This is a genomic window from Delftia sp. (genome assembly GCF_059499305.1).
On sequence record NZ_JCABYI010000028.1, the window covers coordinates 20,086 to 37,380 of the forward strand.

General features: G+C 68.3%; 16 protein-coding genes. 6 read left to right on the forward strand and 10 right to left on the reverse strand.

Features of this window, described 5'->3' with window-relative positions:
- Positions 1–144: 144 nt before the first annotated feature.
- Positions 145–2,112: a transporter-like protein TlpB gene (gene tlpB / locus AC5I49_RS16405; protein ID WP_016450605.1), complete on the reverse strand. Its 1,968-nt coding sequence runs from the start codon at positions 2,110–2,112 to the stop codon at positions 145–147.
- 52 nt (positions 2,113–2,164) lie between these two features.
- Complete coding sequence (apaG, locus tag AC5I49_RS16410) at positions 2,165–2,572, reverse strand: Co2+/Mg2+ efflux facilitator ApaG/CorD (RefSeq protein WP_495789622.1); 408 nt, start codon at positions 2,570–2,572, stop codon at positions 2,165–2,167.
- 116 nt (positions 2,573–2,688) lie between these two features.
- On the opposite strand from apaG, the gene rpe reads away from it, so the two are divergent.
- On the forward strand, positions 2,689–3,372 hold the full coding sequence (rpe, locus tag AC5I49_RS16415; protein ID WP_016450603.1) for a ribulose-phosphate 3-epimerase: 684 nt from the start codon (positions 2,689–2,691) through the stop codon (positions 3,370–3,372).
- Between the two features lie 115 nt (positions 3,373–3,487).
- Here rpe and AC5I49_RS16420 read toward each other — a convergent pair whose 3' ends face one another.
- On the reverse strand, positions 3,488–3,814 hold the full coding sequence (locus AC5I49_RS16420) for a CzcE family metal-binding protein (RefSeq protein WP_043790802.1): 327 nt from the start codon (positions 3,812–3,814) through the stop codon (positions 3,488–3,490).
- 155 nt (positions 3,815–3,969) lie between these two features.
- The gene (locus AC5I49_RS16425; protein WP_016450601.1) at positions 3,970–5,019 is read right to left on the reverse strand and encodes a porin; all 1,050 of its coding nucleotides are present in this window, start codon (positions 5,017–5,019) and stop codon (positions 3,970–3,972) included.
- A gap of 143 nt (positions 5,020–5,162) precedes the next feature.
- On the opposite strand from AC5I49_RS16425, the gene AC5I49_RS16430 reads away from it, so the two are divergent.
- The 3 genes from AC5I49_RS16430 (at position 5,163) to AC5I49_RS16440 (ending at position 7,626) form a co-directional block, all read left to right on the forward strand.
- Entirely contained in the window at positions 5,163–5,369 is a 207-nt protein-coding gene (locus AC5I49_RS16430) for a hypothetical protein (protein WP_133073138.1), read from the forward strand.
- Between the two features lie 114 nt (positions 5,370–5,483).
- Positions 5,484–6,917, forward strand: a complete 1,434-nt coding sequence (locus AC5I49_RS16435) for a hypothetical protein (protein WP_227472653.1) — start codon at positions 5,484–5,486, stop codon at positions 6,915–6,917.
- Positions 6,918–6,945: 28 nt separating this feature from the next.
- Positions 6,946–7,626: a winged helix-turn-helix domain-containing protein gene (locus AC5I49_RS16440; protein ID WP_252652253.1), complete on the forward strand. Its 681-nt coding sequence runs from the start codon at positions 6,946–6,948 to the stop codon at positions 7,624–7,626.
- A gap of 12 nt (positions 7,627–7,638) precedes the next feature.
- Here AC5I49_RS16440 and AC5I49_RS16445 read toward each other — a convergent pair whose 3' ends face one another.
- The 6 genes from AC5I49_RS16445 to AC5I49_RS16470 all read right to left on the reverse strand — a co-directional run bounded on the left by AC5I49_RS16445 (position 7,639) and on the right by AC5I49_RS16470 (position 13,167).
- Positions 7,639–8,646, reverse strand: a complete 1,008-nt coding sequence (locus AC5I49_RS16445) for a transketolase family protein (RefSeq protein ID WP_312841427.1) — start codon at positions 8,644–8,646, stop codon at positions 7,639–7,641.
- On the reverse strand, positions 8,643–9,503 hold the full coding sequence (locus AC5I49_RS16450) for a transketolase (protein ID WP_043790799.1): 861 nt from the start codon (positions 9,501–9,503) through the stop codon (positions 8,643–8,645). Before AC5I49_RS16450 ends, AC5I49_RS16445 begins: the two co-directional genes overlap by 4 nt.
- A 33-nt stretch (positions 9,504–9,536) precedes the next feature.
- Positions 9,537–10,796, reverse strand: a complete 1,260-nt coding sequence (locus AC5I49_RS16455) for a TRAP transporter large permease (RefSeq protein ID WP_495789623.1) — start codon at positions 10,794–10,796, stop codon at positions 9,537–9,539.
- Positions 10,797–10,808: 12 nt separating this feature from the next.
- The gene (locus tag AC5I49_RS16460) at positions 10,809–11,351 is read right to left on the reverse strand and encodes a TRAP transporter small permease (RefSeq protein ID WP_016450595.1); all 543 of its coding nucleotides are present in this window, start codon (positions 11,349–11,351) and stop codon (positions 10,809–10,811) included.
- A complete protein-coding gene (locus AC5I49_RS16465) occupies positions 11,348–12,355 on the reverse strand; it encodes a TRAP transporter substrate-binding protein (protein WP_046241740.1) in 1,008 nt (335 codons plus the stop codon). Before AC5I49_RS16465 ends, AC5I49_RS16460 begins: the two co-directional genes overlap by 4 nt.
- A 62-nt stretch (positions 12,356–12,417) precedes the next feature.
- Positions 12,418–13,167: an SDR family NAD(P)-dependent oxidoreductase gene (locus tag AC5I49_RS16470; protein WP_016450593.1), complete on the reverse strand. Its 750-nt coding sequence runs from the start codon at positions 13,165–13,167 to the stop codon at positions 12,418–12,420.
- 172 nt (positions 13,168–13,339) lie between these two features.
- On the opposite strand from AC5I49_RS16470, the gene AC5I49_RS16475 reads away from it, so the two are divergent.
- A complete protein-coding gene (locus AC5I49_RS16475) occupies positions 13,340–14,254 on the forward strand; it encodes a LysR substrate-binding domain-containing protein (protein ID WP_016450592.1) in 915 nt (304 codons plus the stop codon).
- 257 nt (positions 14,255–14,511) lie between these two features.
- A complete protein-coding gene (locus AC5I49_RS16480; RefSeq protein WP_495789624.1) occupies positions 14,512–17,103 on the forward strand; it encodes a putative bifunctional diguanylate cyclase/phosphodiesterase in 2,592 nt (863 codons plus the stop codon).
- The last annotated feature ends 192 nt before the right edge of the window (positions 17,104–17,295 follow it).

Sequence of the window (17,295 nt, forward strand, 5' to 3'; positions counted from 1 at the left end):
TCCCTGCGGCGCGGGCAAACCCGCGTCCCGTGCGCCTGGCACGGGGACACTTCGTTGGCGATCCACTGGCGTGCCTGCCAGGCTGCAAGGCCGGGCGGGCACGCCAGCACGTGGGTTCCGCGTGGTTCCCGAGGTCCCGCAGGCTCAGGGGCGGAAGAAACTCAGCGGCGCTGTGCGCAGACGGCGGCGGATGGCCGAATAGATGCGCGAGCGGTCGACTCCGCTGACATTGTGTGCCCTCAGCGCAACGCGGAATGCCAGATAAAAGCTGACAGTGACGTTCAACGCGCCATTGATGGGCAGTAGGGCAATCGCCCACCAGAACATGTCGGAGTGCAGAACCTCCCAGCCCAGGGCGGCCATGGCGGCCCCGATCTGGCCGGCTGACAGCGTGACGTGGCGCACCTCCAGCCCCAGGCCGAAGAAGGCCGCGAAGGCCGGCACCAGGCCCAGCATCATGCCCAGCGAGACATTGGCGGCAAAGCCCGAGATGTTCTTGCGCCAGAAATGCGCCCAGCGATCCGCGCGCCCGGCGCCCAGCCAGCGCGTGATGCCGGGGTTGTAGCGGATCACCGAGTCCAGCCGGCGCAGCACGAACCAGTTCTCGGCCCAGCCCGCGATCAGGCTGCTGGCAAACAGCAGCACGCCCGTGAAGGCAGCGAACAGCGGCGACAGGCCCAGCAGGCTCAGCGAATCGAGCACGGCAATCGCATGCGGCTCGTCGATGGGCGTGTGGCCGAACAGCTGGGCATAGCCCAGCGACAGCAGCAGCACCATGGGCAGCACCACCAGCACGTTGCCCAGCACGGCCGCCACCTGGGAGCGCACCAGGTGCGCGACCTCGTCCACGAATTCCTCGATGGCCTCGCTGGCGCGCAGGTCCTTGAGCTTGGCGGCCATGGCCGGCGCCGTCATGGCCGGCTGCTTGGTGGCTACCGTGAAGTGCAGCAGCTGGATCAGCACGAAGCTGATGGAGTAGTTGATGCCCGCGGCCAGCCCGCCCCAGAAAGCCGACAGCCCCAGCGCGTAGAGCGCGAACTTGAGCAGCGTGGTGAAGGCCATCACGAAGCCGCCGCCGGCGGCCTTGGTCACCATGGACAGGTACTCGCGGCCCGTGCGCGTGATGTAGTGCTCGCCGGTCTCGGCGCTACGCTCGGCCACCTTGGCGGCCAGCAGCGAGGTATTGGTGGCCAGCAGGGCGCGCAGGCTGCGCCGCTCGATGCCTACGGACACCAGGTTGGCCAGCAGGTCGGCCGTCTCGGTGGCGCGGTTGTCGGCCAGCAGGCAGTCGAGCAGGCGCCTGACGCGCAGGATGCGCGCGCGCAGCTGGCGAAGGCGAAACACCAGGCCCACCGAAATGCCTTCGGACTCGAAATGCGCGTACACCGATGTCACGGCCGCGCGGCAGGCATCCAGCCGTTCGCGCAGCCGGGCCTCGGCCGCGTCGCGCCGGTCGTTGGTGCGCAGCGCGTGCAGCACCTCCACGCGCAGGCTTTCCGCATCGTGGATCAGGGCGTGGAAGGGCTGGTCATCGCGCGCCTGCTCGTCCATGCGCAGGCGCAGCTCGGGCGAGAAGCCCGTGGACAGGATCTGTCCCGTGCAATAGGTGATGGAGCCCAGCAGGCTGTTCTGCCAGAAGCTGCTGCCCTGGCCCTCGCTGCCATCGGTCAGCAGTACGGCGATGCGCTCGAGCAGGGCCGCGTCCAGCGCGTGCAGCCAGCGCGCGTCGAATTCGTCGGGCATGGCCAGCATGAACAGCTCGGAGGCATCGACCGTCTCTGGCGTGCTGGGCAGCAGCTTGTAGCGCACGCGCTCGGACAGCTCGCTGAACATGTTGGTGCGCGGCGCAAAGCCGAAATCGGCCAGCAGCGCCGTGATGTCCACGGTATCGATGAAGCGCAGCCACCACGCATGCAGGCGCTGGCGCACGGCCGGATCGGCCTCCACGGCCTCCACCAGCAACTGCACGCGCTGCACCGCGCCGTCCACCGACGGCTTGGGCGCGCGCACCCACTCCAGCAGGTGGATCAGCCAGATATGGCGGTGCGCGAGGTCGGCCTCGGGGTCGAGTGCGGCCAGAAGGCCGGGCAGGTCTTGGGTGATTCGCTTCATGTAGGGGTCTTGCGGCAGGGCGGAAGACTAGCGCCTCCCCCGAGGAACGCGCTCAGTGCAGCACGCGGTTGTCAGGGTCTGGAAAGCTGTCGCCGCCAGCGCCCGAATGCAGATGAAAGCGCGGGATGGGGCACTCGAAGACTTCGCCCTCGTGGCTGATGCACAGATAGGTGCCCTGCATGCTGCCGTTGGGCGTGCGCAGCTGGCAGCCGCTGGTGTACTCGAAGGTCTCGCCGGGCTGCAGCAGCGGCTGGCGGCCGATCACCCCCAGGCCCTTGACCTCTTCGACATGGCCCAGTTCGTTGGTGATGATCCAGTGGCGCGCGATCAACTGGCCCGGCACCTGGCCGGTATTGGTCACGGTGATCGTGTAGGAGAAGGCGTACACGCCTGCCGCTGGAGCGGATTGCTCTGGCAAAAAGGCGGGGCGGACCTGGACCTGGAACTCGTTCATGGGCATGGCGGCAATGGTAACTGCCCGCAATGTACCGGCTTGCGAACGTCCCCACGCGCCGCCGCCCATGGCTTTGTGCCGTCGCTGGTGCCGGTATGGGCTAGCTGCGACAATCGCAGGCCATGAGCCCCACCTACCGCATCGCCCCCTCCATCCTGTCTGCCGACTTCGCCCGTCTGGGTGACGAGGTCAAGAATGTGATCGCCTCCGGCGCCGACTGGATCCACTTCGACGTGATGGACAACCACTACGTGCCCAACCTCACGTTCGGTCCCATGATCTGCGAGGCCCTGAAGCCCCATGCGAAGACGCCCGACGGCCAGCCCGTGCCCGTCGACGTGCACCTGATGGTCACGCCCGTGGACGAACTGGCCACGGCCTTCGCCAAGGCCGGCGCCGACTACATCAGTTTCCACCCCGATGCCACGGCCCACGTGCACCGCAGCATCCAGAACATCCGTGCCCAGGGCGCCAAGCCGGGCCTGGTGTTCAACCCGGCCGCCTCGCTGGACGTGCTGGACTGGGTCATCGACGACATCGACCTCATCTTGCTGATGAGCGTGAACCCCGGCTTCGGCGGCCAGAGCTTCATCGATAGCACGCTGCGCAAGATCGAGGCCGCGCGCAAGCGCATCGAGGCCAGCGGCCGCGACATCCGCCTGGAGGTGGACGGCGGCATCAAGGAAACCAACATCCGCCGCGTGGCCGATGCCGGTGCCGACACCTTCGTGGCCGGCAGCGCCATCTTCGGCAAGCCCGACTACAAGGCCGTGATCGACGCCATGCGCGGCGCCCTGGCGGCCTGAGCTTCGGCCTGCCTCCAGCAACGAAAAGGGCCCGCGAATTGCGGGCCCTTTTTTGCTGCGTCGAGTTGCGTTGAGTTGGATTTTGCGCAGCGCAGGCCGCAGCGACGCGGCCCCTTCAGCCGCCTCTCTCGTGCTCTGCGGGCATGACGAAGATGCTGCGGCCCTGCGTGTCGAAACCGGGCGGCGCAAAGCGCGCCACCGGCACATGGCTGTGCCGGATGGAGCTGACCTTCCACGCGAATGTCCTGCCCTTGCTGGTGAAATTGAGGGTTTCGCCGCAGGTGACGTTGATGGGCGTCTTCTGCGACAGATCGACGCTACGGTAGGAGCCTGCAGGCGCGGGCGAGCCGTAGTGCGATTGACCGTTGGGAAAAGTGTCCGCATGGGCCATTGGGCAGGCAAGAAAAATGCCTGCGATATACAGGGCATTGATGTTTTTCATGAAATGCTCCTTGGCGCAAATGGGATTTTCAATTCAAACGGAACATGGATGGATGGCAGGCCGTGGCAATGGTTTGGCAAATGCGGCAAAAGGGCATTGCCCGGCCTGCCGCCAGCGGTTTTGCAACGCTGGCGGGAATAATCCCGGAAAGGGAATCAGAAGCTGTGGCGTATGCCCACTTCCGCACCCGTTGACGTGCCCTTGGGAGCAAGCCCCGGTGCACCGCCCGACAGGGCGAAATTCGCATTGCCCTTGTTGGATATGCGGGCCACGGTTCCATACAAGGCCGTGCGGCGCGACAGATCATGCACATAGCCGATGGCATATTTGTTCGCATCGCTGCCATTGAATGCCACCGGACCCTTGCGCGAATCGGTACGCACATAGGAGGCGCGGAGATGGCCGCTGCCCACGGGAACCGTCATGCCCAGCAGCCAGCGGTCCTCGGAGCCCAGGGTGCTGCTGCCGTAGGTGCCGAAAGGCAGGTCCTCCCGCTGGAAGTGGCCCATGAGCTTGGCGAAACCGAAGTCGTACGAGGCGCCCGCGCCATACTGCCTGAACTTGGCGCCGGCGGCGCCGATGTCGGTCGTGCCATAGGACAGCGACAGGCTCAATGGACCGTTTTCGTAGTGCACCCGGCCTGCCACGTGGCGGCCCACGTTGCTCGATGGGTTCTCGTCCATGGCGTACATGAATTCCGCACGCAGGCCCCAGAGGCTGGGCGAGAGGTACTGGATCGCGTTGTCGCGGCGGTAGTAGGACGGTGAGAAGCCGTCCGGCATGCGGCTTGCCACGGCGGAACCGCCCAGTCCGATCACGCCGAACGGATCGTATTTGTAGGTATGTGCCGAAGCCGGCGAAAGGTCGCGGCCCAGGCGCACTTCGCCGAAACCTCCCGACAGGCTCACGGTGGAACGGCGCTGGAAGAACTTGCCCGTGGAGCTGAACGTGCCCGTGTCGGCATTGACGTCCGACTCCAGCCAGAAGCCGGCCCTCAGTCCGCCGCCCAGATCCTCGTCGCCGCGAAATCCCAGCCGCCCGGAGGCCAGGCCGCTGTTGTTCATGGTCAGGTTGCCAGGCAGGTCGCTGTTCCTCACGTAGCGCGCATTGACGTCTACGATGCCGAACAGGGTGATGGATGACTGCGCGCTGGCCGCCAGCGAAATGACGGGCAATGCTGCCGCCAATATGCGATTGAATTTCATGCCTGATCCTTGTATTGAATGGTGGATTCCATGCGCATCCATTTTCAAAACGGATGCTGTGGTAAATACTAGAATCCGCAGGCGATCGCAGTCGGTCTTGAAAAGAAATGGGCAGGGCATGGCAAGCCATTCACAGGCTTTTCGTGCAAAACCTGTTCCACCCCGCCAACACCAGAAGGCAGGGGCTGCCATTCATGACAGTTACCTTTCTTCAAAATGTCTTGAATGTCACTTTGCTGTCGGGTGGATGGATGTTGGGCATTGATAGCATTCAGGGGATTGACTCCGGTGAAATAAAAATAATCCGTGTCGTATCGCTGATGCGGCTGTGGGTGGGTATTGAAAGATAGGCGGGGGGGCAGAAAATGCGTCGCGAGGATGTCAAGCTGAGGATGCTGGCAAGAAGAGGGGACACGGGGGCCAGGCTTCAGCTCGGGGAGGCCTATCTGGCAGGGGGGCCGGGCGTGCCCAGAAGCATTTCCGTGGGGCTCGGCTACCTGCAGGCCGCACTGCCCCAGGCCAGGCGCCAGGCCTCGGTCTGCATGGCCCTGCATCTGCCGCTGAGGCAGTTGCTGGAGCACGGGCTGCTGGAGCCTTTGAGGATCGCTGCGCAGTACGAGGATGTCGGGCGCCAGAAGCTCGCCGCATGGCATCTCATCCGGGGGGAACTCGATCTGGCGCTGGAATGCCTGGGCCGGTGCAGCGCTTCCCTTCCGTGCCACGGGGCAGGCGGCGCATCCGCGCTCACCTGCGGCGAGCTGCTGCAGGTCCTGCAGATCCTGCGCGCCGTACAGCCGCAGGACATTGCCGAGGTCATGGCCAGCGAAGCCCGCCAGGCCATGGCCATGGGCCAGTCGCCACGCGCAGTGCAGATGCTGGAGCTGCTGGGCGATCTGCCCCATGCCGCTGCCTGTCCCGCCATACAGCAGCTGATCGCCGACCTGGTTCACCAGGCGGAGGTGGCAGGCCATGGCCTGGGGCGGCTGGCGGTGGGCTGGATAGAAAGCAGCCTGGAGCGCTGCGCCGCCGATGGCGACTTGCGCGCCTGCCATGCGCTGGGGCGGGCGCTTTCCGGCCAGTCCTGCGCGCACCTTGCGCCAGACAACCTCGTGCACGCGCAGAACCTGCGCAAGGCGGCCGCCCTGCTGCTGCGCGCCGCCGATGGCGGCATCGCCATCGCCTGGCTGCACCTGTTTCGCCTGTGTTCCGACTACCGCAGTTCGGTGGCCAATCCCACGCTGGCGCGCTTTTGCCTGGAGAAGGCGGCGCGGCACGGCCTGGCGGAGGCCCAGCGCCGCCTGGGTGCGCTGGTGCTGCGTGACGCCACACGCATCGAATCCATGGAGCAGGGCGTGGCCCTGCTCCATGCCGCGGCGGCCAAGGACGACGAGCAGGCCGGGCTGCTGCTGCGCTCGTTGCTGCTGCCCGTGGACGGGGGCGACGAGGAGGCGCTCACGGCCATCGAGGCGGTGCGGCCCGATGCGCCGCGGCTGGCCATGCGGCTGCGCCTGGCGCGGGCGTTCGGGCTCACCAAGCAGGAGGCGCTGTCGGTCGATCCCTTGACCGCCATGCGGCCCTGGGGCCTGGTGGTGGGCCACAACCCCTTTGTGGCGAAGGCTCGGCTGTGCGAGCCCCGGGCCGTGCCCGCGACCACGCCCGAGGCCCGCTGCTGCCTGGAGCAGGCCGCTTTCCTGTTCTCGGCGCAGCGCCAGGAATCCCTGGTGCCGGAAGGATCGCTGCGGGCACGTTCGCTGCAGTTGCGGCGCTTGTTCCACCGGCTGCAGATCAGCGAGACGGTCTTTTTCGCCTCCGCCTCCTCCCGGCAGCGCGAGGCCATCCGCGTCGGCACGAAATGGGCGCGACGGCAGCAGCAGATGCTCAGGCAGGTGCTGGCCTGAGCCTTGCCGTGCGGTCAAAGGAGCGAGCATGAAAGTCCTGATCGTGGACGCCCATCCTCCATCGGCGCAGTACCTGTGCCAGGGCCTGTGCCAGGACGGGTTCAACGTGGACGTCGCGCATGACGGCCGGCAGGGCCGCGACATGGCACTGAGCCGTGCCTACAGCCTGGTGGTGCTGGACCTGGACCTGCCCGGGTTGAGCGGGCGAGAGGTCCTGCAGGCCCTGCGCCGGGCCACAAGCACCCCCGCCATCGTGGTTGCCGCAAACGACAGCCTGGAGGACCAGGTGTTCTGCCTGCAGCACGGCGCGGACGACTACCTGGTCAAGCCCATCAGGCTGCCGGTGTTCCTGGCCCGCGCAAGGCTGCGCATGCGCGGGACTGCCGGGCGGGAGGGCATGCGCCTGACTTTGGCGGATCTGGTGCTGGACCTGTCCAAGAAGCGGGTCGAACGCGCCGGTCGCCGGCTGGACCTGACCCGGCAGGAGTTCGCCGTCCTGTGGCTGCTGCTGCAGCGCCAGGGCGATGTGGTCTCGCGCGCCGAATTGGTGGAGCAGGTCTGGAGCCTGCCCGTGGATGCCTTGAACAACGCCGTGGACGTGGCGGTGTGCAGGCTGCGCAGCAAGCTCGACGATCCCTATGCGGTCAAGCTGCTGCACACGGTGCGGGGCATGGGCTATATGCTGGCGCTGCGGACAGATTCCCCGTGACCGCAGCCTTGCCTACCCCAGCCACTGCCGGATGCGCCCCGCCAGCGCCTGGGCGCTGATGCCGTAGCGCTCATGCAGCGTGGGCAGGGCGCCCGCGTCGAGGAAGGCGTCGGGCAGGCCCGCCAGCCGAAAGCGCGCGGGCCGCACATCGCGCTCCAGCAGGGCGCCGGCCACGGCCTCGCCCAGGCCGCCCACCACCGAATGGTTCTCCGCCACCACCACCAGGCGCGGCCCGCTGGCCACGGCCTGCACGATGGCCTGCACATCCAGCGGCTTGATGGTGGCGCAGTGCAGCACGGCGGCGCCTACGTTGTCGGCGGCCAGCAGCTGGGCGGCCTCCAGCGCGCGCATGGTCATGAAGCCGCTGCAGATGATGAGCACCTCGCGGCCCTCGCGCAGCATCTTGGCCTTGCCCAGCTCGAACCGGTAGTCGTACTCGTCCAGCACCAGCGGCACGTTGCCGCGCAGCAGCCGCATGTAGACGGGGCCGCGGTGCGCCGCGATCTGCGGCACGGCCTGGGTGATGTCCAGCGCATCGCAGGGATCGACGATGGTCAGCCCCGGCACGGCCCGCATCATGGCCAGGTCGTCCGTGGCCTGGTGGCTGGGGCCGTAGCCCGTGGTCAGGCCGGGCAGGGCGCAGCAGATCTTGACGTCCAGGTTGTCCTCGGCAATCACCTGGTGGATGAAGTCGTAGGCGCGGCGCGTGCCGAAGACGGCATAGGTGGTGGCAAACGGCGTCAGCCCCTCCTTGGCCATGCCGCCGGCGGCGGCCATGAGCAACTGCTCGGCCATGCCCATCTGGAAGAAGCGCTCGGGGTGGGCCTGGGCGAACAGGTGCAGGTCGGTGTACTTGGCCAGGTCGGCCGTCATGCCCACTACATCGGGCCGGCTGGCGGCCAGCTCCACCAGGGCCTTGCCGAAGGGCGCGGCCTGCACGCGCTGGCCCTCGGCGGCGATGGAGGCGATCATGGCCGAGGTGGTCGGCCGGGGCTTGGGGGTGGCAAGAGGCATGTTCATGGCAGGGCGGGCTCCAGGGGTTGCGATGCGTCCAGGATGGCGATGGCCTGCTGCCACTCGGGCGGATCGACGCGGATGAAATGGTTCTTCTCGCGCTGCTCCAGGAAGGGCACGCCCTTGCCCATCAGCGTGTCGCAGAGGATGACGCGGGGCCGGTCCTCGGCCAGCGCCCGCGCCGCGTCGAAGGCCTGCACCACCTGGGCCAGGTCGTTGCCGTCCACGCGCTGCACATGCCAGCCGAAGGCGGCCCATTTGTCGGCCAGCGGCTCGAAGCCCAGCATGCGCGTGGAGGGGCCGTCGGCTTGCTGGTTGTTCACGTCCACCAGGCAGATCAGCCGGCCCAGGCCGTGGTGGGCGGCGGACAGCGCGGCCTCCCAGGTCGAGCCCTCGTCCAGCTCGCCGTCGGACATGGAGTTGTAGACAAAGGCATCGCTGCCCTTGTGGCGCAGCGCCAGCGCCATGCCCACGGCGATCGGCAGGCCCTGGCCCAGCGAGCCGCCCGAAATCTCCATGCCTGGCGTATAGCTGGCCATGCCCGACATGGGCAGGCGGCTGTCATCGCTGCCATAGGTCTGCAGCTCCTCGTCGGACAGGATGCCCGCCTCGGCCAGGGCCGCGTAGAAGGCGATGGCGTAGTGGCCGTGCGAGAGCAGGAAGCGGTCGCGGCCCTCCCACCCGGGCTCATCGGGCCGCAGCCGCAGCGCGTCGCCATAGGCCACGGCCAGCACATCGGCCCAGCCCAGGGCCTGGCCTATGTAGCCCTGGCCCTGCACCTCGCCCATTTGCAGGGCGCGGCGGCGTATGCGCCAGGCACAGGCCGCGAGCCGGTCCAGGCGCTGTTGCAGTTCTTGGTTCATGCATCGTCTCCTCGGGATGGAAGGGCGCGCGGCTCAGCGCAGGATGCTGGCCGGCACATAGGACACCAGCGCCAGCATGGCCAGCGCCACCAGGTAGAAGGGAATCAGCTCGCGCACGGTCTGGCCCACCTTGACCCGGGCCAGCGAGCTCGTGATGAACAGCGTCGTGCCCACGGGCGGCGTGTACAGCCCCAGGGCCAGGTTCACGACCATCATGATTCCCAGCTGCGTCATGTCCATGCCGATGCTCTGGGCCAGCGGCACGAACACCGGCGTGAGCAGCAGCACGGCGGCCGGCAGGTCGATGAACATGCCGATGAAGAGCATCAGCAGGTTCATCAGCACGATCACCAGCCAGGCCGAATGCACATGCGACTGCACCCACTGGACGATGCCATCGGGCATGCGGTCGAAGGTCAGCAGCCAGCCGATGGCCGCCGAGGCCATGATCACCAGCAGCACCACGCCCGTGGCCAGGCCCGCATGCACCACCGCATCGTTGAGCCGGCGCCAGCCCAGGTCGCGGTACACCACGGCCGACACCAGGCCTGCATACAGCGTGGACAGCACGGCCACCTCGGTGGGCGTGGCGATGCCCAAGCGCAGGAACACGATGATCAGCACCGGCAGCAGCAGGGCCGGGCTGGCGTACAGCAGGTGGCGCCGGAAGGCGGGCCAGGCGAAGGGCGTGGTGTCGCGCGGAAAGCCGCGCCTGCGGCCCACCCACCAGCACACACCCATGAAGCCCGCGCACATCAGCAGCCCCGGCACGATGCCCGCCACGAACAGCGCCGCAATCGATGCATTGGCGCTGAGCGCGAACAGGATCATGGGGATCGATGGCGGGATCAGGATGTCGATGGTGGCCGCCGCCGCCAGCGTGGCCGCCGAGAACGCGGGCGGATAGCCCAGCCGCCTGTGCCACGGGATCATCAGCGAGCCGATGGCCGAGGCGTCGGCCACGGCCGAGCCCGACACCCCGCCGAACATCGTGGACGACATCACCCCCACCTGGGCCGGCCCGCCGTGAAAGCGCCCTATCAGCGCCGACAGCACGCCCACCAGGGCCTCGCCCAGGCGCCCGCCCATCATCAGCGAGCCGGTGAGCATGAAGAACGGGATGGCGATCAGCGGAAAGCTCTGCACCTGGGCCACCATCTGCTGCACCAGCAGGTCCAGCGGCACGCGGTCCGAGGTGGCGGCCGCCGCCATGGCGCCCATGAGCAGCGCGTGGGCAATGGGCATGGCGATCACGGCGCCCGCCATGAAGACGAAAAGCATGATGAAGGACATGGCACCCTCCCTTCACCAGTGCGCGCCGGCCACGGGCCGGGCCGGTTCGGCAGACGCACCAGCGGCACCGGCCTGCGCGGATACCCGGTCCCTGCCCGCCACGCAGGCGCGCCAGGCCGACTGCAGGGCCAGCAGGGCCAGCAAGGCCATGCCCACCATCACGCAGCCATAGGTCAGCGAGCCGGGAATGCCCAGGATCTGGCTGCGCTCGTCATGCACGATCTCCAGCATGTTCAGCGTGGACCAGGCCAGCGTGGCGTACAGGGCGGCCACGGCCAGCCAGCCCAGCACGGCCGTGGCGCGCCGCACGCGGGCCGGCAGGGCCTCGACCAGGAAGCTGGTGGTGATGTGGGCGCCATGGGCGGCGGCCAGCACCACGCCCGACATCACCAGCCAGGGAAACAGCAGCTCGGGCACCTCGTTGGCCCACTGCAGGCTGGTGCCGCTGGCATAGCGCAGGGCGGTGTTGCACACCAGGATCACGAAGATCACCAGGGTGCTGGCCCACAGCACGGCGCGGCACAGGCCAGTGACCAGGCGTTCGATGAGGTTCATGGATGGCTCCCTGCGCTTGACTGCGCGCCTGCGGCCTTGACGACCTTGGCGATATAGGGGCCCGCAGGGCTGGCCAGCCACTTGTCCTGCACCTTGGCCGTGGCCTGGGCGAAGGCCCGCGCGTCGATGGTGCTCACCTCCACGCCCTTGGCGCGGATGTCGTCCAGCAGCTTGTCGTCGGCCTCGCGCGCCAGCTGGCGCTGGTAGGCCGTGGCCTCCTGCGCGGCCTCGGCCAGCAGCGTGCGGTCGGCGGCCGGCAGCCGGTCCCAGCTGCGCTTGCCCATGATCAGCGGCGTCATCTGGAACATGTGGCCCGTCAGCGCCAGGTGCTTTTGCACCTCGTACAGCTTGCTGGCGTGGAAGTTGGCCAGCGGGTTTTCCTGGCCGTCGACCACGCCCTGCTGCAGGGCCACGTACAGCTCGGCGAACTTGATCTGCTGGGCCTCGGCGCCCAGGGCCTGGATGATGTCCACCAGCACCGCGTCGGGCGGCGTGCGCATCTTCAGGCCCTTGAGATCGTCCACGCTGCGCAGGGGCCGCTTGCTGTTGGTCATGTGGCGTATGCCGTTGTCCCAGTAGCCCAGCACCACCATGCCCTTGGCGGCCGATTTGTCGGCCAGCTCCCGGCCCAGCGGCCCGTCCAGCACCTGGAAGGCACGGGCCGGCGTGGCGAAGAGAAACGGCATGCCATAGGCCGCGTACTCCGGCACGGCCGCTGCCACCGCGCCCTGGGAATTGGCCGACAGGTCCAGCGCGCCCGTGCGCAGGGCCGTGACCATGGCCGCGTCGTCGCCCAGCTGGGCCGAGGGGGCGACCTGCACCTCGATGCGGCCCGCGCTGCGCGCCTTCACCAGTTCGGCGAACTTCAGCGATGCCAGGTGGCGCGGATTGTCGGGCGCGGCGCCGTGCCCCAGCGTGAGCTTGACGGCCTGGGCACAGGCCAGGGCCGGCAGCAGCAGGGCGCAGGCGGCCAGGGCGGCGCGGTGGAAAAGCGTGCTTTGCATGGTCTTGTCTCCTTTGCTTGGGTTGTGTGCGGCCATGCAGGCCATGGCCAGGCGAGCGGGGCTCAGTGGATGAGCATCCCGCCGTTCACATCGAGCGTGATGCCCGTGCAATAGGCGGCCAGGTCGCTGGCCAGGAATACGCAGGCGCCGGCCACATCGTCGGCGCGGCCCAGGCGGGCCAGCGGAATCGTGGCGGAGATCTCGCGCTTGCGCTCGGGGCCGAGCTTGCCCTGGGTGATATCGGTCTCGATCAGGCCCGGCGTGACGCAGTTGATGCGTATGCCCTCGGCGCCGAACTCGCGCGCCATGGCGCGGGCCAGCCCCAGCACGCCGGCCTTGGCGGCCGAATAGTGCGGCCCGCCGAAGATGCCGCCGCCGCGCTGGGCCGAGACGGAAGAAATGCAGACGATGGCGCCCGCTTGCTGCCTGCGCATGGCCGGCAGCACGGCCTGGGACATGTACAGCGTGCCGCGCAGGCTCACGTCGAGCACGCGGTCGTAGTCGGCCCCGCCGATCTCCAGCGTGCCCACGGCCTGCGTGATGCCCGCGTTGTTGACCAGCGCGTCGATGCGGCCGAAGGCGCGCAGCACGGCGGCGGCCGCCGCCTCGCACGAGGGCTTGTCCGTCACGTCGGCCACCAGCCCCAGGTGCCCGTCGCCCAGCCGCGCGGCCGCGCCGGCCGGATCGGCCCGCTCCAGGTCGAGGATGGCCACGCGGGCCCCCTGGGCGGCCATCTGGCGCGCCGTGGCAAAACCGAGTCCGTTGATCCCTGCGCCGCCGGTGATGATGGCGACCCTGTCCTTGAGCAGCATGTGCCTGTCTCCGCTGTAGTGGTGGTGGATGCAGCCATCTTGGGCTGTCACGAGCATGAAGACAAACGATGTTTCATCAGCCTAAGATGACGGTTCTTCAGCTCACGTACGGGGTCTCCCGGGGTCTCCCGGGGTCTGCCTGTGAGCTGCCCGCGTCTTCGAGGAACTTGCCATGGCATCCATTCCCAGCAGTGCCCACCTGCAGGCCTTCGAGGCCGTGGCGCGCCGGCGCAGCTTCGCGCTGGCCGCCTCCGAGCTGCACCTGACGGCCTCGGCCGTCAGCCACCAGGTGGCCAAGCTGGAGGCGCAGCTGGGCGTGCGCCTGTTCGAGCGCAGCGCGCATGGCGTGCGCCTGAGCCGCCCGGGGCAGGCCTACCTGGAGCGCGTGGGCGGCGCGCTGGCGGCCATCGTCTCGGCCACCGAGGACCTGCGCCACAGCATGAGCAACAGCCTCTACGTGCACTGCGCGCCCAGCATCGCCAGCCTCTGGCTCATGCCCCGGCTGCGGGACTTCGCACGGGCCTGCCCGCACATTGCGCTGAACCTGTCGGCTGCGCATTCGCACAGCGACTTCGCGCTGGGCCAGGCCGATATCGACATCCGCTACGGCATTGCGCAGTGGCCGGAGCTGGAGGTGGAGCCCCTGTTCGAGGAGCACATCCTGCCGCTGGCCAGCCCCGCGTTCGTGGCCGAGCATGGGCTGCAGCGCGTGCAGCAGTTGCTGCACGTGCCGCTGATCCAGAGCAACGTCAGCATCGTCCAGTGGTCGGACTGGTTCCAGGCGTTCTCGCAGCTGCGCGCGCCAGAGCGCTTTGCCGTGCGCTTCGACCGCGCCCAGATGTCGCTGGACGCGGCTACGCAGGGCCTGGGCGTGGCGCTGGAAAGCGCCATGAACGCGGGCGGCCACATTGCCGACGGCCGGCTGGTGGCCCCCTTCGGCATGGACCGGGCCCTGCGCGTCAAGGCCCACTTTGCCGTCTACCCCGCGCGCAACGCCCGGCGCCCCGCCGTGGCGGCCTTCCTGGCCTGGCTGCATGCCGAGGCCGCCCGCACCGAGCAGCAGCCCTGCCGCCAGTGCCCGGAATGAGTTGGCGGCCGGACCGGGAAAAGGGGCCGGACAGATATTCCCGCATCCGGCGGAAAAGGCCTGCGATGCAATTTCTCTATGAATGAGCGAGTGCGCGGCAAATGGTTTTATTGCCCCCTGTTTTCGGCGAATGACGACGCGATTGCCAGCAGGGATTGGCAATAATTCCGGACAGCCATATACACAGGGAGTGCCACGCTGAAATGGCCAAATCAGCAAGACGCCGATTTATCGGACTGATCACGGTGAGCTACGGATTGCTCGCATTCGCCTGGATCATTCTGTCCGACAAGCTGTTGTTCGCGTTGGCAGGCAGTGCGGATATCGGCTGGCTTTCCGTCGCCAAGGGGCTGTTCTTTGTGCTGGCCACGGACTTCCTGCTGTTCTTCGCGCTGTGCTCGGTGCCGGCCGCGCACAGCGGCGGCGCCTCCGCCATCACCCAGGAAATGGGGCCGCGCCGTTTCCCGGTCTGGGCCTCCTATCTGTTTGCCCTGGCCATGAGCCTGGCCGTGCTGGCCGCCAGCAGCACGCTGGCCAGCCATTTCGGTGAACGCTCGCTGCTGCTGCTGTTCATGCTGCCCGTGCTGGTCAGTGCGCTGATCGGCGGCCTGGGGCCGGGCCTGCTGGCCACGGCCTTTGCGGCCTACAGCCTGGACCAGACGGACGGCGTCGCCGTGCGCGACTGGGCGCAATGGGGGGTGGTGGCCGTCAACGGCCTGGCCGTGAGCGTGCTGGCCGAGACGCTGCAGCGCTCGCTGCGCAAGGCCAACATGCAGCGGCAGCTGCTGGACTCGGTGATCTCCGGCACCTCGGACGCCGTCTTCGTGAAGGACCTGCGCGGGCGCTATCTGCTGGTCAACCGGGCCGCCGCCAGCCTGGTGGGCCGGCAGGCCGAAGACATCGTGGGCAAGGACGACTTCGCGCTCTTTCCCTTCGGCATCGCCAGCGCCATCCGCAGGAAGGACCAGGCGGTGCTGCGCCAGGAGGTGGCCACGCATGAGGAGCAGCTGACGGTGGAGCCGGGCAGGACGCTGGACCTCCTGGTCACCAAGGGCCCGGTGCGCAATACGGCAGGCCACATCGCAGGCCTGTTCGGCATCTCCCGGGACATCACCGAGCGCAAGCGCTTCGAGCGCGAGCTGGCCCAGGCCGCCGTGGTGTTCGACAGCAGCCACCAGGGCATCATGGTGGTCGATCCGGCGCGGCGCATCACGCGCGTCAACCCGGCCTTCACCCGCATCACCGGCTATGCGCCCGAGGAGGTGATCGGCCAGACGCCGCGCGTGCTGTCCTCGGGCCTGCACGGGCCGGAGTTCTACCGGCAGATCTGGGCCTGCATCGCGCGCGACGGCTTCTGGCACGGCGAGATCTGGAACCGCCGCAAATCGGGCGAGATCTTCGCCGAGATGCTGTCCATCTCCGCCGCGCAGGGTGCCGGCGGCGAGATCGAGCACTACATCGGCGTCTTCACCGACATCAGCCACATCAAGGCCCATGAGGCCGAGCTCGACCGCGTCACCCACTACGACCTGCTGACCGGACTGCCCAACCGCCGCCTGCTGGTCGAGCGGCTCAACCAGGCCATGCTGCGCACGGCGCGCGAGGGCCGCTCCCTGGCCGTGTGCTTTCTGGACCTGGACGGCTTCAAGGAAATCAACGACCTGCACGGCGTTGCAACCGGCGATGCGCTGCTGGTGGGCGTGGCCGAGCACCTCAAGAGCGTGCTGCGCTCCGAGGACACGCTGGCCCGGCTCGGTGGCGACGAGTTCGTGCTGCTGCTGTCGCAGATCGGCTCGGTCGAGCACTGCATCTCCATCCTCGACCGGGTGCTGGAGGCGGCCAGCCGCCCCGTGCCCGTGCAGGACCGGGTGCTGACCGTGACCGCCAGCGTGGGTGTCAGCCTGTACCCCGACGACCAGGCCGACCCCGACCTGCTGTTGCGCCATGCCGACCAGGCCATGTGCGTGGCCAAGCAGGCCGGGCGCAACCGCTACCAGCTGTTCGACCCGGAAAACGACCGCAAGGCCGATGCGCGCCGCCTGCAGCTGGGCTGGCTGCGCCGTGCGCTGGAGCAGGGCGAATTCCTGCTGCACTACCAGCCCAAAGTGGAGCTGGGTGGCGGCAGGCTGGTGGGCGCCGAGGCCCTGCTGCGCTGGCACGACCCGCGCCAGGGCCTGCGCTCGCCGGCCGAGTTCCTGCCCTTCATCGCGGGCAGCGACCTGGAGCGACCGCTGGGCGACTGGGTCATCGGCGAGGCCGTGGCCCAGGCGGCACGCTGGCTCGACCAGGGCCTGGACCTGTGCGTGAGCATCAACGTCAGCGCCAACCAGCTTCTGGATGGCGGCTTCCACGCCACCATGGCCCAGGTGCTGGCCCGGCATCCCGAACTGCCGCCGCACCTGATCGAGCTGGAAATCCTGGAAAGCGCCGCCATTGCCGACATGGAGCAGGCCATCCAGGTGATGGGCCAGTGCCGGCAGCTGGGCATACGCTTTGCGCTGGACGACTTCGGCACCGGCTACTCCTCGCTCACCTACCTGCGCAAGCTGCCCGTGCAGTCGCTGAAGATCGACCAGAGCTTTGTGCGCGACATGCTGGCCGACCCGGACGACCTGGGCATCGTCGAAGGCGTGATCCAGCTGGCCAGCACCTTCCAGCTCGAATCCGTGGCCGAAGGCGTGGAAACCCCCAGGCATGCGCGCCGCCTGCGCGAAATGGGCTGCCACGTGGCCCAGGGCTACGGCATCGCCCGGCCCATGCCCGCCGACCAGCTGCCCGCCTGGGCCGCGCGCTGGCAGGCAGGGGACAACTGGCTGGTGCATGGGCGGCACATGCCGTCCGAGGCCTGAGCCTCGCGCCACCGCGCCACCGCGCCACCGCGCCACCGCGCCCGCGCAGGCTATGTCAGCTCGGCCGGCCGGGTCTCCTGCGCACTGCGGCTGGGCAAGATGATGGTGAAGATGGCGCCGCCTGCCGGGCCGTTGCCGGCCACGATGGTGCCGTCCATGGCGTCGATGATCTTGCGGCAGATGGCCAGCCCC

Excerpts from the sequence above, each read along its gene's own strand:
- AC5I49_RS16455 (WP_495789623.1), bottom strand. The coding sequence starts at position 10,796 with ATGTCCTTCATCATGCTTTTCGTCTTCATGGCGGGCGCCGTGATCGCC.
- rpe (WP_016450603.1), top strand. The coding sequence starts at position 2,689 with ATGAGCCCCACCTACCGCATCGCCCCCTCCATCCTGTCTGCCGACTTC.
- AC5I49_RS16445 (WP_312841427.1), bottom strand. The coding sequence starts at position 8,646 with ATGAACATGCCTCTTGCCACCCCCAAGCCCCGGCCGACCACCTCGGCC.
- apaG (WP_495789622.1), bottom strand. The coding sequence starts at position 2,572 with ATGCCCATGAACGAGTTCCAGGTCCAGGTCCGCCCCGCCTTTTTGCCA.
- AC5I49_RS16425 (WP_016450601.1), bottom strand. The coding sequence starts at position 5,019 with ATGAAATTCAATCGCATATTGGCGGCAGCATTGCCCGTCATTTCGCTG.
- AC5I49_RS16420 (WP_043790802.1), bottom strand. The coding sequence starts at position 3,814 with ATGAAAAACATCAATGCCCTGTATATCGCAGGCATTTTTCTTGCCTGC.
- AC5I49_RS16440 (WP_252652253.1), top strand. The coding sequence starts at position 6,946 with ATGAAAGTCCTGATCGTGGACGCCCATCCTCCATCGGCGCAGTACCTG.
- AC5I49_RS16470 (WP_016450593.1), bottom strand. The coding sequence starts at position 13,167 with ATGCTGCTCAAGGACAGGGTCGCCATCATCACCGGCGGCGCAGGGATC.
- AC5I49_RS16475 (WP_016450592.1), top strand. The coding sequence starts at position 13,340 with ATGGCATCCATTCCCAGCAGTGCCCACCTGCAGGCCTTCGAGGCCGTG.
- AC5I49_RS16460 (WP_016450595.1), bottom strand. The coding sequence starts at position 11,351 with ATGAACCTCATCGAACGCCTGGTCACTGGCCTGTGCCGCGCCGTGCTG.
- AC5I49_RS16465 (WP_046241740.1), bottom strand. The coding sequence starts at position 12,355 with ATGCAAAGCACGCTTTTCCACCGCGCCGCCCTGGCCGCCTGCGCCCTG.
- tlpB (WP_016450605.1), bottom strand. The coding sequence starts at position 2,112 with ATGAAGCGAATCACCCAAGACCTGCCCGGCCTTCTGGCCGCACTCGAC.
- AC5I49_RS16450 (WP_043790799.1), bottom strand. The coding sequence starts at position 9,503 with ATGAACCAAGAACTGCAACAGCGCCTGGACCGGCTCGCGGCCTGTGCC.